Genomic DNA, 16,520 nt, shown 5'->3' with positions numbered 1-16,520 from the left:
TCCTTGCGCTGGGCAAGCCCCAAGCCGGAGCTAGCTGTGGCGACCGCGACGGCGGGCGGCCAGGACGGCGAGACCGCCGAGGCCGAGCAGGCCGACGCCGGCCAGGCCGAAGACCACCGGGGCGTTGCCCGCGCCGGTGGAGGGCAGCTCACCGCCGCCACCGGGGTGGTGGCTGGTCGGGTGCTCGGACGGGTGGTGGCTGGTCGGGGCCGGGCCCGAGCTGGACGGACTGGCCGAGGGCGACGAGGACGGGGACGACGACGGCGAGGAGGAGGGCGAGGAAGACGGGGACGACGACGGCGAAGAGGACGGCGAAGAAGACGGGGAGGAAGAGGGCGACGAGGACGGCGAGGAAGACGGGGACGACGACGGCGAAGAAGACGGCGAGGTGGACGGCGACGGGCTCGGCGTCACCTGGCAGTCCGGCAGGTCCCCGTCGAACGGGTAGCTGTGGATCTCGTAGCCGCCGGTGCCGGTGTGGATCAGGTTGCCCGCGAGGTACACCCGGCCGTTCATCCCGGGCTGGGCGATGGTCGTGGTGCCGCCCGGGTTGCCGGCCAGGACCGAGCCCTGGAACTGGGCGCTGCCGAGGATCTGCGCCGAGGTCGCGGTCGGGAAGTTGTACATCAGCTTCGACCGCATGTCGGTGGTCTGGTCCCCGGCCAGGCCGGTGCCCGTGTAGGTGTTGATGATCGGGCTGTCCCCGAGCATGTTCACCACGACGGTGGCTCCGGCCGGGATGTTGTCGAAGACCAGTCCGATCTGCCCGCCGCTCGGCGAGGCGAGGTTCTGGGTGACGTTGAAGACCTGCTTCAGGCTGGTCCCGTCGCCGGTGAAGGTCGCCTGGCTGGAGGAGATGTCGACGGTGCCGGTCGCGGTGGCCTTCCCGACGCAGTCGGAGATCTCCTCGATCTGGGTGAGCACCGTCTGGTACGGGGCGGCGGCGTTCGGGTCCTGGATCGCCTGGCCGGTGGGGTCGATGCTGACGGTGCCGGTGACGCTGCCCGCGTGGCGCAGGTTGCCGAAGGCCGGGCCGTGGGAGTCGCTCCCGCCGATCAGGATCGAGTTGCCGGTCACGACGTCGACGTTGCCGCCGGTGGTGACGAAGTCGCTGCCGTTGGGCGGCACGACGCGCGAGCCGACGCCGACGACGCCCATGTTGTAGATGCCGCCGCCGTTCTTCTCGACGGTCAGGTTCCCCAGCGTGACGATCTTGCCCTCGGCCTCCGCGGCGCGGCCGGTGACGGTGTAGTTGCCACCGGTGAAGACGTTGATGCTGGCGTCCCGGCCGGGGAAGTCGCCGTTGTTCGGCGGCGGCCAGGTGGCGGGGCAGTCGGGGCCCGTGCAGGCGCCCAGCGGCGGGGCGAGCGGAGCAGCCGAACCGACCGTCAGCACGGCCGCCAGCGGCAGCGCCGCGACGACGGTCGCCACGGCGACCCGGACGGTCCGACGCCTGCGGGTGGCGGGTTCTCTTCTCACGGCGGTCGTTCTGTGATCCGGCGTACCGGTGCCCTGACCCATCGACACATTCCTCCGCGCATAGGAAAAAGGGCAGGCGCGCATAACCTGCCCCGTTCGTACTATCTGCTGGCGATCCCGCAGATCCGGGACATCCAACCTCAAATCGGGCGATTCCTACCCTACAGATCTTCAGATCCGATCCGAAAATCCACCGCGCGGCGCAGCGGTCCCCTCCCACCGGCCCTGCCCGGGCGACCTCCGCGCCGCCCCCGCCCGACGTCCGCGCCCGTTAGGTTGGAGCAATGACCTCCGAGGCCCAGGACCAGAGCACGCCGCTCGTCGCCGTCGCGTCCGCCGACGCCGTACTGCGGCACCCCGAAGCGGGCGAGCACCTGCTCACCCCCCTCGAACGCGAGCGCGCCGCGCGCTTCCGGCACGAGTCCGGGCGGATCGACTTCACCGCCGGCCACGTGCTGGTCCGGCTCTGCGCCGCCCGGCTGCTCGACGTCCCGGCGGCCTCGCTCACGCTCGCCCAGCAGTGCCCGGACTGCGGCCTGGCCGACCACGGCAAGCCGTACCTGCCGGACCACCCCGAGGTGCACGTGAGCCTGTCGCACACCCGGGGTGTGGTCGCGGCCGGAGCCGGCCACCAGCCGGTCGGGGTGGACGTCGAGCTGGCCGCGCGCGGCGGATCGCTGGGCGCGGTCGCCCGCCGGGTGCTCTCCCCCGCCGAACTGCGCCTGGTCGAGGCGGCACCGGAACCGGACCAGGCGTTCCTGCGGCTGTGGGTGCGCAAGGAGTCGCTGATCAAGATCGGGCGGGCCACCCTGGACACCCTGGCCTCCGTCGACCTGTCCGACCTGCCCCTGGACGTCCCGCCCGGCGCCCCGCTGCGCAGCCGCCACCAGGACCTGCACCTGCTCGACTGGGCCGACCCGGAGCACGGCGCCGCCGTCGCGGCGGTCAGCACCGCCGCGCCGAGGATCGTCCAGCTGACGACGGCGGGCTGACCGGGGCGGAGCTCCGCCGCCCGACGGAACGAGCACGCCCACCCGCGCGGCGGGCCCCCGGATAAGCGGTGTTAGCGTGCCTGATCGCGGGCGCGCCGCCACCGGACGCCCGTCGCACCAGCTGCCCACCGCCGGATTTAAGGGTGTCCCCGCCATGGCCAAGTTCCTGCTGAGCCTGCACGTCCTCGCGTCGGTCCTGTTCATAGGCCCGGTCGCGGTGGCCGTCAGCATGTTCCCGCGCCGGGCCAAGGCCGCGCTGGCCGGCGGGCCGGACCAGGCCTCGGACGCGGGCGTGCTGCGGATCCTGCACCGGATCACCCAGGTCTACGCCCTGCTGGGGGTCGCGGTGCCGGTGATGGGCATCGGCCTGGCCCAGGTGATGGACGTGCTCGGGCAGTCCTGGATCATCGTCTCGATGGTGCTCACCGCGATCGCCGCGCTCTCGCTGCTGCTCTTCGTCCTGCCCGGGCAGCAGGCCGCGGTGGACGCGCTCGGCGCCGACACCGCGCCGGAGCAGCACGCCAAGGCCGTCCAGGGCCTGCGGCTGCTGCCGATGACGGCCGGGGTGTTCAACCTGCTGTGGGCGGTGGTCGTGGTGCTGATGGTCATCCGGCCGGGGTCGAGCACCGGCGTCTGAGCCGGACCCCCGAAGCCGTACCGAACGAAAAGCTCCACCGCCCAGCCGTGCCACCCGAATCCACGCCGACCGGGCCGGAAGGCCCTCTCCCCCGGGGCGGGCCCGGTCCAGTACCGTCCTGGCCATGACGATCATGGCGGGCATGGGCAGCCCGACGGGTACCGGAGTCGGACCGCTGCTGCGCGGCTGGCGCGAACGGCGCCAGCTCAGCCAGCTGCAACTGGCCCTGCGGGCGGACTCCTCGACCCGGCACCTCAGCTTCGTCGAGAACGGCCGGTCCCGCCCGAGCCGGGAGCTGGTGCTGCGGCTCGCCGAACACCTGGACGTCCCGGTCCGCGAGCGCAACACCCTGCTGCTCGCGGCCGGCTACGCCCCGCACTTCCCCGAGACGCCACTGGACGACCCATCGATGGACGCGCTGCGCGGCGGCCTGGAGCGGCTGCTCGCCGCCCACGACCCGTACCCGGCGCTGGTCGTCGACGGGACCTTCCGGGTGCTGGCGGCCAACCGCTCGCTCGGGCTGCTCCTCGACGGCGTCGCCCCGCACCTGCTGGAGCCGCCGCTCAACGCGATGCGGATCGCCCTGCACCCCGAGGGGCTGGCGCCGCGCATCGTGAACCTGCCGCAGTGGCGGCGGCACCTGCTGGAGCGGGTGGAGCACCGGATCGAGCTGCTGCGCGGCGAGGCGCTGCGGCGGCTGTACGAGGAGGTCGCCGGCTACCCGACGGCGGCGGACGACCCGGGCCCGGGCGGGAAGCAGGCGGACGGCGCCGGGCTGTCCCCGTTCGCGCTGCCGATGCGGATCCGGCACGAGGGGCGGGTGCTGTCCTTCCTGTCCACCATCACGACCTTCAACACGCCGCTGGACGTGACGGTCTCCGAACTGGCCATGGAGACCCTCCTGCCGGCCGACGCGGAGACGGTGCGGTTCCTCCAGGACGCGGTCGGCCCGGAGCGCTGACCCCGGTTCAGGTGCGACGCCCCCCGGTGCCGCCCCCGTCGCGGCGGCGCAGCGCGGTGAACTGGAGGACGGCGAACAGGGCCACCACCGCCGCCTGCACCGGGATCCAGACGGCGCCGGCCGTGGTCGGCTCCAACCAGGCCGCCATCGCCACCAGGCTGAGCACCACCCAGACGGCGTTGAGGTCGATCACCGCCTGCACCGCGAGCCGCGGCGGCCGCCGGCGGGCGGCCAGGGCACCGACCCCGAGGGCGTAGCCGGTGAGGAAGAGCCCGAGGGCGAGCAGGACGCTGCGGCCGACCCGAGCAGTTCGCCGACCGGGCCGGCGAAGGCCAGGTAGACGAGGCCGTTGCCGCCGGTGACCAGGGCGTCCAGGGCGAGCACGCCGCGCACCGTCCACAGGGGGGAGGCGGAGCCGGGGCGGGCGGGCGTGAGGGCGTTCGCGGACATGGCGGATCAGCCTCCTGACGGGGATGGGGCCCGGCGGCGGTGACGCCGGCCGGGTCCCCCCACCCTGCCCGCCCGGCCGCCGGGCGTCGATTACCCCGCAGGTAAGGGCCCGGGGCCGGGGGCGCTCAGGACCGCGCCCCCGGCGACCGGCCGCCTCAGCCCGCCGGGGCGAGCCCGAAGAGCGCGGCGGCGTTGTCGTGGCAGACGGCCCGCAGCCACTCCTCCCCCAGGCCCATCCCGGCCAGTGCCTCCAGCTGGTGCACGTACCGGTACGGGATGTTGGGGAAGTCGCTGCCGAGCAGGACGCGGTCCTGGAGGCCGCGCAGGCGCGGCAGTTCGGCGCGCGGGAACGGGACGTCGGCCTCGGCGAAGTCCGTGAAGGCGATCGTGGTGTCCAGCCGGACGGCCGGGTGGCGCTCGGCCAGGTCGAGGAAGTCGCGATACTCGGGCATGCCGAGGTGGGCGACCACCAGGACCAGTCCGGGGTGGCGCTTCAGCACCTCGCCGATCGGACCGGGACCGGTGAAGTTGCCCGGCACCGGTCCGGACCCGCAGTGGGTGACCACCGGCGTGCCGGTCTCGGCGAGCAGCCCCCACACCTCGTCCAGCTGCCGGTCCGCCGGGTCGTAGCCGCCGACCTGCACGTGCGCCTTGAACACCCGGGCGCCGTCCTCGATCACGCGGGCCACGTAGCCGGGCGCCTCGGGCTCGGGGAAGAACGTCGCGGTGTGCAGGCACTCCGGGGTGCGGGCGGCGAAGTCGGCCGACCAGGCGTTCAGCCAGTCGGCCATGCCGGGCCTGTGCGGGTAGAGCATCGAGGTGAACGCCCGGACGCCGAATTCCCGCAGCCGCTGGACGCGTTGCTCCTCGGCCTCGCGGTAGGTGATCGGCCAGGGCCGGTTCACCAGCGGGCCGGCCGCGTCGAAGTACGCCCACACCTTGTCGAGGACCTTCTTCGGCATGAAGTGGGTGTGCACGTCGATGAGGCCGGGCAGGCCCAGGGCCTGCCAGAACGCGCGGACCTCCTGGGATTCGCTCACGCCGGCACCGGGCGGGCCCGGTCGATGATCCCGGCGGTGTCGACGCCGGACGGCAGGGTGCCGAAGGCGGAGCCGCGGTCACCGGCGAGGCGGGTGGCGCAGAACGCGTCCGCCACCGCCGGGCTGCCGTGGCGGACCAGCAGCGCGCCCTGGAAGGCCAGCGCCATCGACTCGACCAGTCGGCGCGTCCGGTACTCCAGGTCGGCCTGGTCGGTGAGCTGCTTGCGCAGGTCGGCGACGGCCGCGTCCAGCCGGCGGTCCGCCCCGGCGGCGGCGTCGAGCTCGCCGAGGAAGGCCTCGACCGTCTCCGGGCGCTTGGCCATGGCGCGCAGCGCGTCCAGGGCGGCGACGTTGCCGGAGCCCTCCCAGATCGACACCAGCGGCGCCTCCCGGTAGAGCCGGGGCATCCCGGACTCCTCGACGTAGCCGTTGCCGCCCAGGCACTCCAGCGCCTCGGCGGCGTGCGCCGGGCCGCGCTTGCAGACCCAGTACTTGGCCACCGCCAGTCCCAACCGCCGTACCAGCGCCTCGGGTTCGTCCCCGGCCAGGGCCAGGTCGGTGCTCTGGGCGAGCCGCATCGCGACGGCGGTGGCCGCCTCGGACTCCACCACCAGGTCGGCGAGCACGTTGCGCATCAGCGGCTGGTCCACCAGCGACCGGCCGAACGCCCGCCGGTGCAGGGCGTGGTGGACGGCCCGGGTCGCGCCGTAGCGCATGCCGGAGGCGGCGCCGACGGTGCAGTCCAGGCGGGTCATGTTGACCATCTCGATGATGGTCGCCACCCCCCGCCCCTCCTCGCCGACCAGCCAGCCGACCGCGCCGTCGTACTCCAGCTCGGCGGAGGCGTTGGACTTGTTGCCGAGCTTGTCCTTGAGCCGCATCAGCTGGAGGCGGTTGCGGGTGCCGTCCGGGAGGACGCGCGGCAGCATGAAGCAGCTGAGCCCGCCCGGCGCCTGGGCGAGCGTCAGGAAGAGGTCGGACATCGGCGCCGAGGTGAACCACTTGTGGCCGGTCAGCCGGTAGGTGCCGTCCGGGTGCGGGGTCGCGGTGGTGGTGTTGGTGCGGACGTCCGAGCCGCCCTGCTTCTCGGTCATCGACATGCCGGCGATCAGCCCGCGCTTGGTGCGCGGCTCGCGCAGCCCGAAGTCGTACGTGGTGGCGGCCAGCAGCGGCTCCAACTCGCCCGCCAGGGAGGGGTTCGCGCGCAGGGCCGGGACGGCGGCGTAGGTCATCGAGATCGGGCAGGTGTGGCCGGCCTCGACCTGCCCCCAGACGAAGAACTTGGCGGCCCGGGCGGAGTGGGCGCCGGGCCGCTCGTCCCGCCAGGGCGCGGCGTGCAGGCCGTGGGAGACGGCGGTGCGCATCAGCTCGTGCCAGGCCGGGTGGAACTCGACCTCGTCGACGCGGTGGCCGAAGCGGTCGTGGGTGCGCAGGACGGGCGGGTTCTCGTTGGCCAGCCGGCCCCACTCGGCGGCCTGCTCGGAGCCGGCCAGGCGGCCGAGCTCGTGCAGTTCGGACTCGGCCCAGCCGGCGCCGGCCCGGTGCAGGGCGGCGAGCAGGGTCGGATCGGCGGCGGTGTCGTGTCCGTACGGCAGGGGCACCTGGTTGGTGACCTCATGCGTCGCTGTCATCGCGTCCTCCCAGGGCACGCAGGGTGAAGGAGACCAGGGCGGGGACCACGTCGGTGGTGCCCGCCGGCTTCGTGGGCTCGGCCGTCCGTGTGGGCGCGGCCGTTGCCACAGGCGCAGGCACAGACGCAGGCACAGGCGCGGCCGCGAGCGGGCCGGCCAGTGCCTCGCCGACCGCGCCGACCAGCGCGGCGGCGGTCAGCACCGGGTCCTGCTCGGGGAGTTCGCCGCTCGCCACGGCGGCGGCGATCTCGGTGGCGATCACGTCCCGGAACGCCCGGCGGAACACCAGGCGCTCGCTGTCCACGACCGCGTCGGCCGGCTCGACCAGCAGCGCGTACGCCAGCCGGGGCGCGCGCAGAGCGCGGGCGGCGAAGGTCTCGACGACCGCGGCGATCCGCTGCCGCGGGCCCTCCCGGAGGGCGACGGCCGCGTCGACGGCGGCCATCTCGCGGGTGACCACCCGGCGGAACAACTGCACGGACAACTCGGCCTTGCTGGCGAAGTGCTGGTAGAGGCTTCCGGTGGCGATCCCGGCACGGTCCGCCACGGCGGCCATCGTGCAGCCGCCGTAGCCGCGCTCGGCGAGCAGCAGGACGGCTGCCTGCAGCACGGCCTCGCGCTGGGCGTCCAGCCGGGCTTGGACGGCGGGCGTGCGTCGGTAGGCCATGAAAGTATTGAAGCACTGATTCAGTACTTCAGATAGGGCCCGGCCCGTCCCGAGCGGGCCGGCCCCGCCAGATGCGCGAGGAGGCCGCCCCCGACCGGGGGCGGCCTCCTCCCAAGGCGTCACACAGCGCTACGGCCTGCCGGTTACAGCGGGTGGCGCTTTACAGCGGGTGGCGCTGCGACTCCAGCTTCAGGCCCTCCTCGTCGAGCGGGCCGAACGGCGGGATCTGCTGCTTCTTGCCGAGCGAGCGGGCGGCGTCCTGGTCGCCCAGGCCGGCCCACTCCAGCACCTTGGCGGTCGCCTCCGCCGACTGCGCGGCCGGCAGCTGGCCGATGTTGGAGCCGTGGTTGCCGCCCGGCACGGTGTAGACGTAGCTGTCGTCACTGCCCCGGCCGAGCTTGAACGGCTTGGCGCCCCACGGGTCGTTGCCGCCGTAGACGTAGATGATCCGCTCGGCGTCGTGCTTCACCCAGCGGTCGATGTCCCGCATCGTGTTCGGGTTGAAGGAGATCGGGATGTCCTTCGGCACGTACGACCGGGCCGAGTACAGCTCCTTGTAGTCGTAGTGCAGCACGCCCTTGAGGTGCGAGACGTCGAAGAACGGCGCACCCAGCTCGGTCGCGGCCTGGTAGTAGTACGCGGTGTACTTCGCCAGCGACTGGTCGCTGTTGCCGGTGATGCCGGACTGCGAGTCGAACCACGCGTACAGCGCGTCGTCGGTCGCGGTGGCCGCGGCCGGGACCTTGGCGCAGTCCGCCTCGGTGCTGTACTGCCAGAACGCCCAGACCACGTCGAGCACGCCCGCCTCGTACGCCCGGTCCGGCGTGCCGAGGGTGTTGAAGGTCGAGCCGGCGGCCTTGTTGTCGGCCACGTAGCGGGTCTCCAGGCGGTCGCGGCGCACCAGCAGCTCGCGCTGGGCGGCGTTCAGCGCGGCCCGGCACTCGGGGGTGCCGACGGTGCGGAAGAAGTTGGTGTAGGCCGCGTAGTCGTTGACGTCGGTGTTGTTCGGCGCCACGTACGCGATCGTGCCCGCGACGTCGTCCGGGTAGAAGCGGCGGAAGTAGGTGGAGGACATGCCGCCCTTGCTGGCGCCGGTGGAGAGCCACTCCTGCTGGTAGATCCGCTTGAGCGCGGTCACCAGCCGGTGCGAGTCGGCGGCCTGCTGGCGGATGCCGGCCTTGGACCAGTCCGCCGGCTCGGGGCGCGACGGGGTGAAGTACCGGTACTCGATGGACACCTGGTTGCCGTCCACCAGCCGGGTCGGCTCGGTGCGCGACGGGTTGGTGCCCAGCGTGTAGCCGTTGGTGTAGAAGACGGTCGGGCGGTCGTAGCCCCGGTGCAGCACGCTGAAGCGCTGCTGGAAGGTGCCCAGCCAGGGGCGGAAGTGGTCGATCGGCTGGGTGTAGGTGAGCAGGAAGTAGCGGTGGCCGGTGGTGGTCGGCTTCTCCTCGGTGATCGTCACCCCGGGGATCGCCGCCAGGCGGTCCTTGATGTCGGCATTCGGGTCGTCGGCGGGGCTCCGGCCGTGGGCGGCCTCGGCGGTACCGGCGCCCTGGGCACCGGCGGCCAGCGCCGGGGTCGCCAGGCCGCCGAGCGCGAGCAGCGGTATCAGCAGGACGGAAACCAGCAGCCTTCGCAGCGTGGTGGTCATCAACTCTCCATTGGTCACACGGATATGACTGCCGCCCTGTCGGGACGACAGTGCGGCACGGGTGGTGCGCCGGCCGCCTGGTGGACGGCCGAATGGGCCACCCGCCGTTCGCGGGTGGCCCATCGGGGATCGGTGCTGGTCAGCGGGGTCGCCCCGGTTCCGTCACGACGTGGCGGTCGGGCGCGGGGCGGCGGCCGGGCCAGGTCGGATCAGCTCAGGCCAGGACCGTCGTGACGGTTCAGGTCAGGGCCGGACCAGGGTGCAGCCGGGCAGGGTGAGGTCGAACCGGTTGCCGGCGGCGAAGCAGGCCGGGATGCCGTAGGTCTCCTGGGCGTAGCCGATGCCCTGGTGCACCGTCACCGAGCCGTTCTCGTCGACCTCACACGGGTTGTCGAGGGTGCAGGACTCGCCGTTCTCGTTGATCGTGTTGTTGACCGCGACCACCTGCCCGGTGTTCGCGTCCACCACCGGCGAGCCGGAGGTGCCGCCGATCACGTTGCAGCCGGAGGTGTAGCGGACCGAGTCCTTGAAGGTCCAGTCCGCCTCGTTCAACTGGTAGGCGAAGCCGTCGATCGAGCAGGAGTAGATCTTCTTCCAGTAGCCCGAGACGACCTTGATCGAGGTGCCCTGCGTGGGGTGGGCGGCGGAGATGGTCAACGGGGCGATCCCGTACCGGGACTGGATCGAGGCGTAGCTGGTGTTCAGCTGGTAGATCGACACGTCGGTGTCGGTCATGGCGCCGTAGACCACCTTGGTCGCGCGCAGGGTGCCGAGCCCGCTGCCGCTGGAGCTGAGGAGGGTGAAGGTCCGGCTGGAGGGCTGGTTGAGGATCACCTCGCCGGGGCCGGGCATGCCGGACTCCAGGCAGTGGCCGTTGGACAGGACGAGGGCCGGGTCGCTCGCGGCCGAGCCTGGCATCCGGACCAGCGAACCGGAACAGTTGTTGAGGGCCACCGTCCCGGCGAAGTTGACGGCTCGGGGGGCCGCCTTGGTGTCGGTGACCTGGGCCTGGGCGCTCAGGGACTGGCCGTCCTGGGCCGCGACGGACACGGCGGCGGGGGCCTCCGCGGTGGCGGCCTGGGCCGGGAGGGCGCCGGCGAGGGCGGTTGCTCCGGCGACCAGGACGGTGGCGAGCATGCCTATGAGCGGCTTCTTCATGAGAGACCTCTCGGTGTGGGGGTGCACCAAAGCTGTCGCGGACATGACTCACTGTCAAGAGTCAAGACGACACCAAGAAAGCACTTCGGCCGCAATGGCTCGTTCGCGCGGTGGCGGCGGTCCGCCGGCCCCTCCCTTCGCACGGCCGATCGCGTCAACCCGCCCCACGGCCCCCGTCCGCCACGTACTGTGGCGACATCGGACGGGTGACCACAGGGGGCAGGAGTGACTACCGAGTACCGCAGCGACGCGCCGTCGGAGCCCACGGGGGCGGGCGGGCGGTTGCTCGCCGTGAGCGACCTGCACATCTCCTACCAGGAGAACCGCGACCTGGTGGAGAAGATCCGGCCCACCACCCCCGACGACTGGCTGCTCGTCGCCGGAGACGTCGCCGAACTCACCACCAGCGTCGAGTGGGCGCTCGGACTGCTCGCCGAACGCTTCGCCCGCGTGGTGTGGGCCCCCGGCAACCACGAGCTGTGGACCCACCCCGAGGACCCGGTGCAGCTGCGCGGCGTGGCCCGCTACGACCACTTGGTCGACCTCTGCCGGAACCTCGGCGTGCTCACCCCCGAGGACCCGTACCCGCTCTGGCAGGGCGCCGGCGGGCCGGTCCGCATCGCCCCGCTCTTCCTCCTGTACGACTACTCCTTCCGCGCGCCGGGCACGACCACCAAGGAGGAGTCCCTGGCGGCCGCCTACGAGAGCGGCATCGTCTGCGCGGACGAGCGGATGCTCCACCCGGACCCGTTCCCGGACCGCGACTCCTGGTGCCGCGAGCGCGTCCGGCTGACCGAGCAGCGGCTGGCGGCCTGCGACCCGGACGTACCGCTCGTCCTGGTCAACCACTACCCGCTGGTCCGCCACCCCACCGAGATCCTCTGGTACCCCGAGTTCGCCCAGTGGTGCGGCACCGAACTGACCGCGGACTGGCACCGCCGCTTCAACACCGCGGCGATGATCTACGGCCATCTGCACATCCCCCGCAAGACCAGCTACGACGGCGTCCCGTTCGAGGAGGTCTCGCTCGGCTACCCGCGCGAGTGGCGCAAGCGCGGGCTGCCGGAGCCGCTGCTGCGCGAGGTCTTCCCGCAGGCGTAGGTACGCGCTGCCCCGCCGCCGGACCGTCCGGCGGCGGGGCAGATCTCCGACGGATCAGGCCTGCTGCTCCTCCGCCCCCGCCTTGTCCCGCGTCTCCTCCTGCGCCTTCTCCTGCGCCTACTCCTTCTCCTGCGTCTCCTCCTGCGCCTACTCCTTCTCCTGCGTCTCCTCCTGCGCCTACTCCTTCTCCTGCGTCTCCTCCTGCGCCTACTCCTGCGCCTCCTCGAAGGTCGCCGACGCCTCCGGCCGGGCGAGCGTGACCACCAGGTCGCCGTCGCTCACCTCCGCGATCAGCGTGTCGCCCTCCTGCACCGTGCCGTCCAGCAGCAGGTTGGACACCCGGTTGTCCAGCTCCGACTGGATCGTCCGACGCAGCGGCCGGGCCCCGAACTCCGGCTGGTACCCGCGGTTGACCAGCCACTCCTTGGCCGCCTCGGTGACCTCCAACTGCACGTCCTGCGCCTTGAGCCGACGCCGGCTGCGCTCCAGCAGCAGACCGACCACCGACAGCAGGTCCTTCCGGGTGAGCGCGTGGAAGACGATCACCTCGTCGATCCGGTTCAGGAACTCCGGCCGGAACTGCTGGTGCAGGTCGCGCATCAGGTCGCCACGGATCTCGTCCACGTTCCCGGCGTGGTCGAGGATGCGCTGCGAGCCGATGTTGCTGGTCATGATCACCACGGTGTTGCGGAAGTCGACCGTCCGCCCCTGGGCGTCGGTCAGCCGCCCGTCGTCCAGCACCTGGAGCAGCAGGTTGAAGACGTCCGGGTGCGCCTTCTCCACCTCGTCGAAGAGCAGCACGCTGTACGGCTTGCGGCGGACGGCCTCGGTCAGCTGCCCGGCCTCGTCGTAGCCGACGTACCCGGGCGGGGAGCCGACCAGCCGGGAGACGGTGTGCTTCTCCTGGAACTCGCTCATGTCGAAGCGGATCATCCGGTCCGGGTCGCCGAACAGCAGCGCCGCCAGCGCCTTCGCCAGCTCGGTCTTGCCCACCCCGGTCGGCCCGAGGAAGAGGAAGGAGCCGGTCGGCCGGTCCGGGTCGCCCATCCCGGCCCGGCCGCGGCGCACCGCCTGCGCGACCGCGGTGACCGCCTCGTCCTGGCCGATCACCTTCTCGTGCAGGTGCTCCTCCAGCTTGAGCAGCCGCTCCCGCTCGGTCGCGTTCAACTCCGCGACCGGGATGCCGGTCCGGGACGACAGCACCTGCGCGATGTCGTCGGCGGTCACGTCGACGACCTCCTCGCGGGACTCGGCGACGGCCGCCAACTCGTCCTCGGTCTGCCGCAGCTCGGCCTTCAGGTTGGCCGCCCGCACGAACTCCTCGTCCGCGACGGCCTCGTCCAACTCCCGCTTCAGCTTGGTGATCCGGTCCTGCACCCCGGTCGCCTCGGTCGAGCCGCTCAGGCTGCGCAACCGCACCCGGGCACCGGCCTGGTCCAGCAGGTCGATCGCCTTGTCCGGCAGGAAGCGGTCGCTGACGTACCGGTCGGACAGCGTCGCCGCCGCGTCCAGCGCCTCGTCGGTGAACCGCACCTGGTGGTGCGCCTCGTACGCGTCCCGCAGCCCCCGCAGGATCTCGACCGTCTCCTCGACGCTCGGCTCGGGCACCAGCACCGGCTGGAAGCGGCGCTCCAGCGCGGCGTCCTTCTCCACGTGCTTGCGGTACTCGTCCAGCGTCGTCGCACCGACCACGCTCAGTTCACCGCGCGCCAGCGCCGGCTTGAGGATGTTGCCGGCGTCCATCGAACCCTCGCCGCCGGAACCCGCGCCGACCACGGTGTGCAGCTCGTCCAGGAACAGGATCACGCTCTTCTCGGCCGCCGTGACCTCGTCGATCACCTTCTTCAGCCGCTCCTCGAACTCGCCCCGGTACTTGGAGCCGGCCACCAGGGCGGTCAGGTCGAGGGTGACGACCCGCTTGTCCCGCAGGCTCTGCGGCACGTCCCCGGAGACGATCCGCTGCGCCAGCCCCTCCACGATCGCGGTCTTGCCGACGCCCGGCTCGCCGATCAGCACCGGGTTGTTCTTGGTCCGGCGGGACAGGATCTCGACGGTCTGCTCGATCTCCTCGGCCCGCCCGACCACCGGGTCCAGCCGGCCCGAGCGCGCCGCCTCGGTGAGGTCCAGCCCGTACTCGTCCAGCGTCGGCGTCTCACTCGGGTGCGCGCCCGTGCTGCTGCGCTCCCCGCCGACACCGCGCCCCTCCAGCACCGTCCTCAACGCCTCCTGCGAGGGCGCCGCGTTGCGCAGCGCCGTCCCCGCCCCGGACCGCTCCTGGTCCAGCAGCGCGCCGAGGATGTGCTCCGGCCCGATGTACGAGGCCCCGGCCGCCTGCGAACGGGCATGCGCCGCCAGCAGCGCACGCTTGGCCGACGGCGTCAGCGCGGGCTGCCCGTCCACCGCCGCCGGATCCCCGGACGGCAGCGACCGCTCCAGGTCACCGGCCAGCTGGTCCGGGTCGATCCCCGCCCGCTCCAGCATCCGGCGCGACGGCTCCACCCGGGTGGCCGCCCAGGCCAGGTGCCCGGTGTCGAGATCACTGATCCCGTCCTCGCCGGCCCGGTGCGCGGCCAACCCCAGCAACTCCTGCGAGGACTCGCTCAGCAACCGCCCGATCGGCACCCGCTGCACGGCGGGCGGGGAGGCCATCGGACTCATCCCGAAGAAGCGGCTGAGCAGATCGGAGAACGGATCACTCGATCCGAACGGGGGCATGGTCACGGAGGATCACCTCTCCCAAGCGGTGTGCAGCCACCCAAACACAGCCCACCCCACCCCGCCTCCCGAGCCCCGCCCCCTCCCACCTGACGGCATCCCCGCCTCCCCCGCCCCGCCCGCCGCACCGACCGAGCGGCCCGGGAAACGACGAAGGGCCCGCCCCGGGAGACATGTGCCTCCCGGGACCGGCCCTCCGAACGGTGGTGGGCGCGGACGGTTTCGAACCGCCGACATCTGCTTTGTAAGGCTTGGCGTCCGCCACCCGCCCCGACCTGCACCTCACCCGCCCGTGCCCGTTCCCCGGCCACCGCACCGCCGGCACCCGTGACTGACCGCCACGTACCACCCGTTCTGGCACGCCTGTGGCACGCTCACAAGTCGATGCCGGTAACGCGTTAGCGATGCTACTCCGGTCCGCCACCGGTCCGGATCATGCTCGGACGCCCAGCTGCGGTGGGGGCTGGCCGTCAGCCTGCCATGCGCAGGCCAACTCGCCGGAACGCGCTCTGCTGCATCACATCTACGTCGAGGTCATAGGGCGGCCGGCCATCAGTGCGACGCTTGCCGGGTTCATCCTGTCAGTGGCCTCGCCTAACATGAGCCCAACTTGCTGATGGGGAGGCGGCGATGGCGAAAGTCCTTGGCACCAAGAAGACCGAGCGCGCCGGAGTCAACGAGTTTCGATCACTCATGGAGTCCGCTGGCCACATCGTCCAGGAAATTGATGGCGGAAACGACTACGGCGAGGACTGCTACCTTAGCTTCACCGAACACGGTCGCCGAACCGGCGACATTGTTGCAGTCCAAGTAAAGAGCGGCCTTAAATATCGACGAGCTGTGGGCTATGGCATCCCCTGCAGAGATCACATCGAGGATTGGTCTCTCAGCCGAATCCCTGTAATCGGAGTTGTTTATGACCCAGAAATAAGGAAGCTTTTCTGGGTCAATCTCACCGAGTACCTCCTCTCAGAAATCACAAAGGGGAAGAGGCCTCGCAGCGTGCCGCTGAGCGAGACCTCCATACTTGATCGAAGCACCATCTCTGCCGCTGTCGCAGAGGTCAGGTCATTTATTGCACGGGATGACCATTTCGATCGGCAGACCAGCACTGGACTAAGGGCTCAGATCGGCGAAGCCATTCGACGTCGAAGGCATCGCGACTCGAACCACATCGAGGAACATCCCCTCGGAGGCCACTCGATGCCATCCGCTGTCGCAGAAGTGGAGTTCCATGAGCGCCACCCGAAGCTCCTAGGCAGAAGCATCAAGCTTGGCACATACGCTGTGATGGCTCTAGTACTGGCAATGGAAGGACCCGGTCTGTACCAGGCAGCCGAACGGGAGGACCGTCCGGGCTGGCTTTGGCTTATCTGCTTCTATGGAACAATCATGCATCTCTTGAATCTCGGGAAAGAGGAGAGGCATAAGAAGCGGCGATATGCTCTACGATATGGCGCATATACACTACTCTTCTCAGGCTGGTATGTAGGCATCGGCCACATGGGTAATTCCTGGCCCGTAAATTACACCTTCGAATGGATTTTTGTTGACGAAATGCCAGTAGTGGCCCAAGTTTGCATCTTTCAAATCGGGGCCTTCTACGTGCGCAGGGAGTATTCAAAGCGGCGAAGGTTGCGCAATGCATACGGCGACAGTATCCCCGAAGAGTAACGGACACGTGCATAATCGCTCCTATGCCACCGTGGCTGCTCCAACGTGCCCCCTCGCAGGCCAAATTTACGGGCGGTGGGGCGGTTTTGGCCGGTGTCCTGTCTGGTCTGGGGTCGAGCATGATCCGGGGGGCCTTAAGCTGCTGCGACTCGGTCAGGGCATTTGGGCCTAACCGCATTTGGCCGAGTGGCCCCCAGTCTTGCTCGACACGGGCCCCGGGTCCGGAGAGGTGGGTAAAACCGCAGAGTCGCCCGCCCCAGCCACCCTGCTGCCACTGTCCGGGCGGTCGCCGCCGCCCCTCCCCAGGCGGCCGACGCCGGGCGTGCGGGCTGGCGCCCGGTCCCGGCGCGACGCGTCCAGCGTG

General features: G+C 71.3%; 14 protein-coding genes. 5 read left to right on the top strand and 9 right to left on the bottom strand.

Features of this window, described 5'->3' with window-relative positions; translation table 11 throughout:
• Window positions 1–30 precede the first annotated feature (30 nt).
• Window positions 31–1,479: a choice-of-anchor A family protein gene (locus ACFVX9_RS04250; protein WP_387980327.1), complete on the bottom strand. Its 1,449-nt coding sequence runs from the start codon at window positions 1,477–1,479 to the stop codon at window positions 31–33.
• A 284-nt stretch (window positions 1,480–1,763) separates the two neighbouring features.
• Between ACFVX9_RS04250 and ACFVX9_RS04245 the strand changes: the two genes are divergently transcribed.
• The 3 genes from ACFVX9_RS04245 to ACFVX9_RS04235 all read left to right on the top strand — a co-directional run bounded on the left by ACFVX9_RS04245 (window position 1,764) and on the right by ACFVX9_RS04235 (window position 4,069).
• Window positions 1,764–2,471 (top strand): 4'-phosphopantetheinyl transferase superfamily protein, encoded by a 708-nt coding sequence (locus ACFVX9_RS04245; protein WP_063347417.1) that lies wholly within the window; start codon window positions 1,764–1,766, stop codon window positions 2,469–2,471.
• A 154-nt stretch (window positions 2,472–2,625) separates the two neighbouring features.
• A complete protein-coding gene (locus ACFVX9_RS04240; RefSeq protein ID WP_063347418.1) occupies window positions 2,626–3,108 on the top strand; it encodes a DUF2269 family protein in 483 nt (160 codons plus the stop codon).
• A 124-nt stretch (window positions 3,109–3,232) separates the two neighbouring features.
• Window positions 3,233–4,069: a helix-turn-helix domain-containing protein gene (locus ACFVX9_RS04235; RefSeq protein WP_380480129.1), complete on the top strand. Its 837-nt coding sequence runs from the start codon at window positions 3,233–3,235 to the stop codon at window positions 4,067–4,069.
• 7 nt (window positions 4,070–4,076) lie between these two features.
• On the opposite strand, the gene ACFVX9_RS04230 is transcribed toward ACFVX9_RS04235, so the two are convergent.
• The 7 genes from ACFVX9_RS04230 to ACFVX9_RS04200 all read right to left on the bottom strand — a co-directional run bounded on the left by ACFVX9_RS04230 (window position 4,077) and on the right by ACFVX9_RS04200 (window position 10,666).
• Complete coding sequence (locus ACFVX9_RS04230) at window positions 4,077–4,262, bottom strand: hypothetical protein (protein WP_387980324.1); 186 nt, start codon at window positions 4,260–4,262, stop codon at window positions 4,077–4,079.
• Window positions 4,259–4,519 carry a hypothetical protein gene (locus ACFVX9_RS04225; protein WP_387980322.1) on the bottom strand — a complete coding sequence of 87 codons (261 nt, stop codon included), beginning with the start codon at window positions 4,517–4,519 and terminating at the stop codon, window positions 4,259–4,261. Before ACFVX9_RS04225 ends, ACFVX9_RS04230 begins: the two co-directional genes overlap by 4 nt.
• A gap of 155 nt (window positions 4,520–4,674) precedes the next feature.
• Complete coding sequence (locus ACFVX9_RS04220; protein ID WP_380480127.1) at window positions 4,675–5,559, bottom strand: amidohydrolase family protein; 885 nt, start codon at window positions 5,557–5,559, stop codon at window positions 4,675–4,677.
• Window positions 5,556–7,190: an acyl-CoA dehydrogenase family protein gene (locus ACFVX9_RS04215; protein ID WP_380480125.1), complete on the bottom strand. Its 1,635-nt coding sequence runs from the start codon at window positions 7,188–7,190 to the stop codon at window positions 5,556–5,558. Before ACFVX9_RS04215 ends, ACFVX9_RS04220 begins: the two co-directional genes overlap by 4 nt.
• Window positions 7,174–7,857: a TetR/AcrR family transcriptional regulator gene (locus tag ACFVX9_RS04210; protein WP_380536827.1), complete on the bottom strand. Its 684-nt coding sequence runs from the start codon at window positions 7,855–7,857 to the stop codon at window positions 7,174–7,176. Before ACFVX9_RS04210 ends, ACFVX9_RS04215 begins: the two co-directional genes overlap by 17 nt.
• Before the next feature lie 160 nt (window positions 7,858–8,017).
• Entirely contained in the window at window positions 8,018–9,508 is a 1,491-nt protein-coding gene (locus tag ACFVX9_RS04205; RefSeq protein WP_380480121.1) for a S28 family serine protease, read from the bottom strand.
• A gap of 243 nt (window positions 9,509–9,751) precedes the next feature.
• Entirely contained in the window at window positions 9,752–10,666 is a 915-nt protein-coding gene (locus ACFVX9_RS04200; protein WP_380343765.1) for a serine protease, read from the bottom strand.
• Window positions 10,667–10,891: 225 nt separating this feature from the next.
• On the opposite strand from ACFVX9_RS04200, the gene ACFVX9_RS04195 reads away from it, so the two are divergent.
• Complete coding sequence (locus tag ACFVX9_RS04195; protein WP_063347425.1) at window positions 10,892–11,767, top strand: metallophosphoesterase; 876 nt, start codon at window positions 10,892–10,894, stop codon at window positions 11,765–11,767.
• Window positions 11,768–11,974: 207 nt separating this feature from the next.
• Here the strand turns inward: ACFVX9_RS04195 and ACFVX9_RS04190 are convergent, their stop codons facing one another.
• Window positions 11,975–14,482 (bottom strand): ATP-dependent Clp protease ATP-binding subunit, encoded by a 2,508-nt coding sequence (locus ACFVX9_RS04190; protein WP_380480139.1) that lies wholly within the window; start codon window positions 14,480–14,482, stop codon window positions 11,975–11,977.
• A 630-nt stretch (window positions 14,483–15,112) separates the two neighbouring features.
• Here ACFVX9_RS04190 and ACFVX9_RS04185 point away from each other — a divergent pair.
• The gene (locus tag ACFVX9_RS04185) at window positions 15,113–16,156 is read left to right on the top strand and encodes a DUF4365 domain-containing protein (RefSeq protein WP_380480119.1); all 1,044 of its coding nucleotides are present in this window, start codon (window positions 15,113–15,115) and stop codon (window positions 16,154–16,156) included.
• The last annotated feature ends 364 nt before the right edge of the window (window positions 16,157–16,520 follow it).

Origin of the sequence: Kitasatospora sp. NPDC058243 (assembly GCF_042882025.1) — a bacterium.
In the GTDB taxonomy this organism is placed as follows: domain Bacteria; phylum Actinomycetota; class Actinomycetes; order Streptomycetales; family Streptomycetaceae; genus Kitasatospora.
The sequence above is the reverse complement of the archived record's forward strand: the minus strand, read 5'-3'. Positions and strand labels throughout refer to the sequence as shown.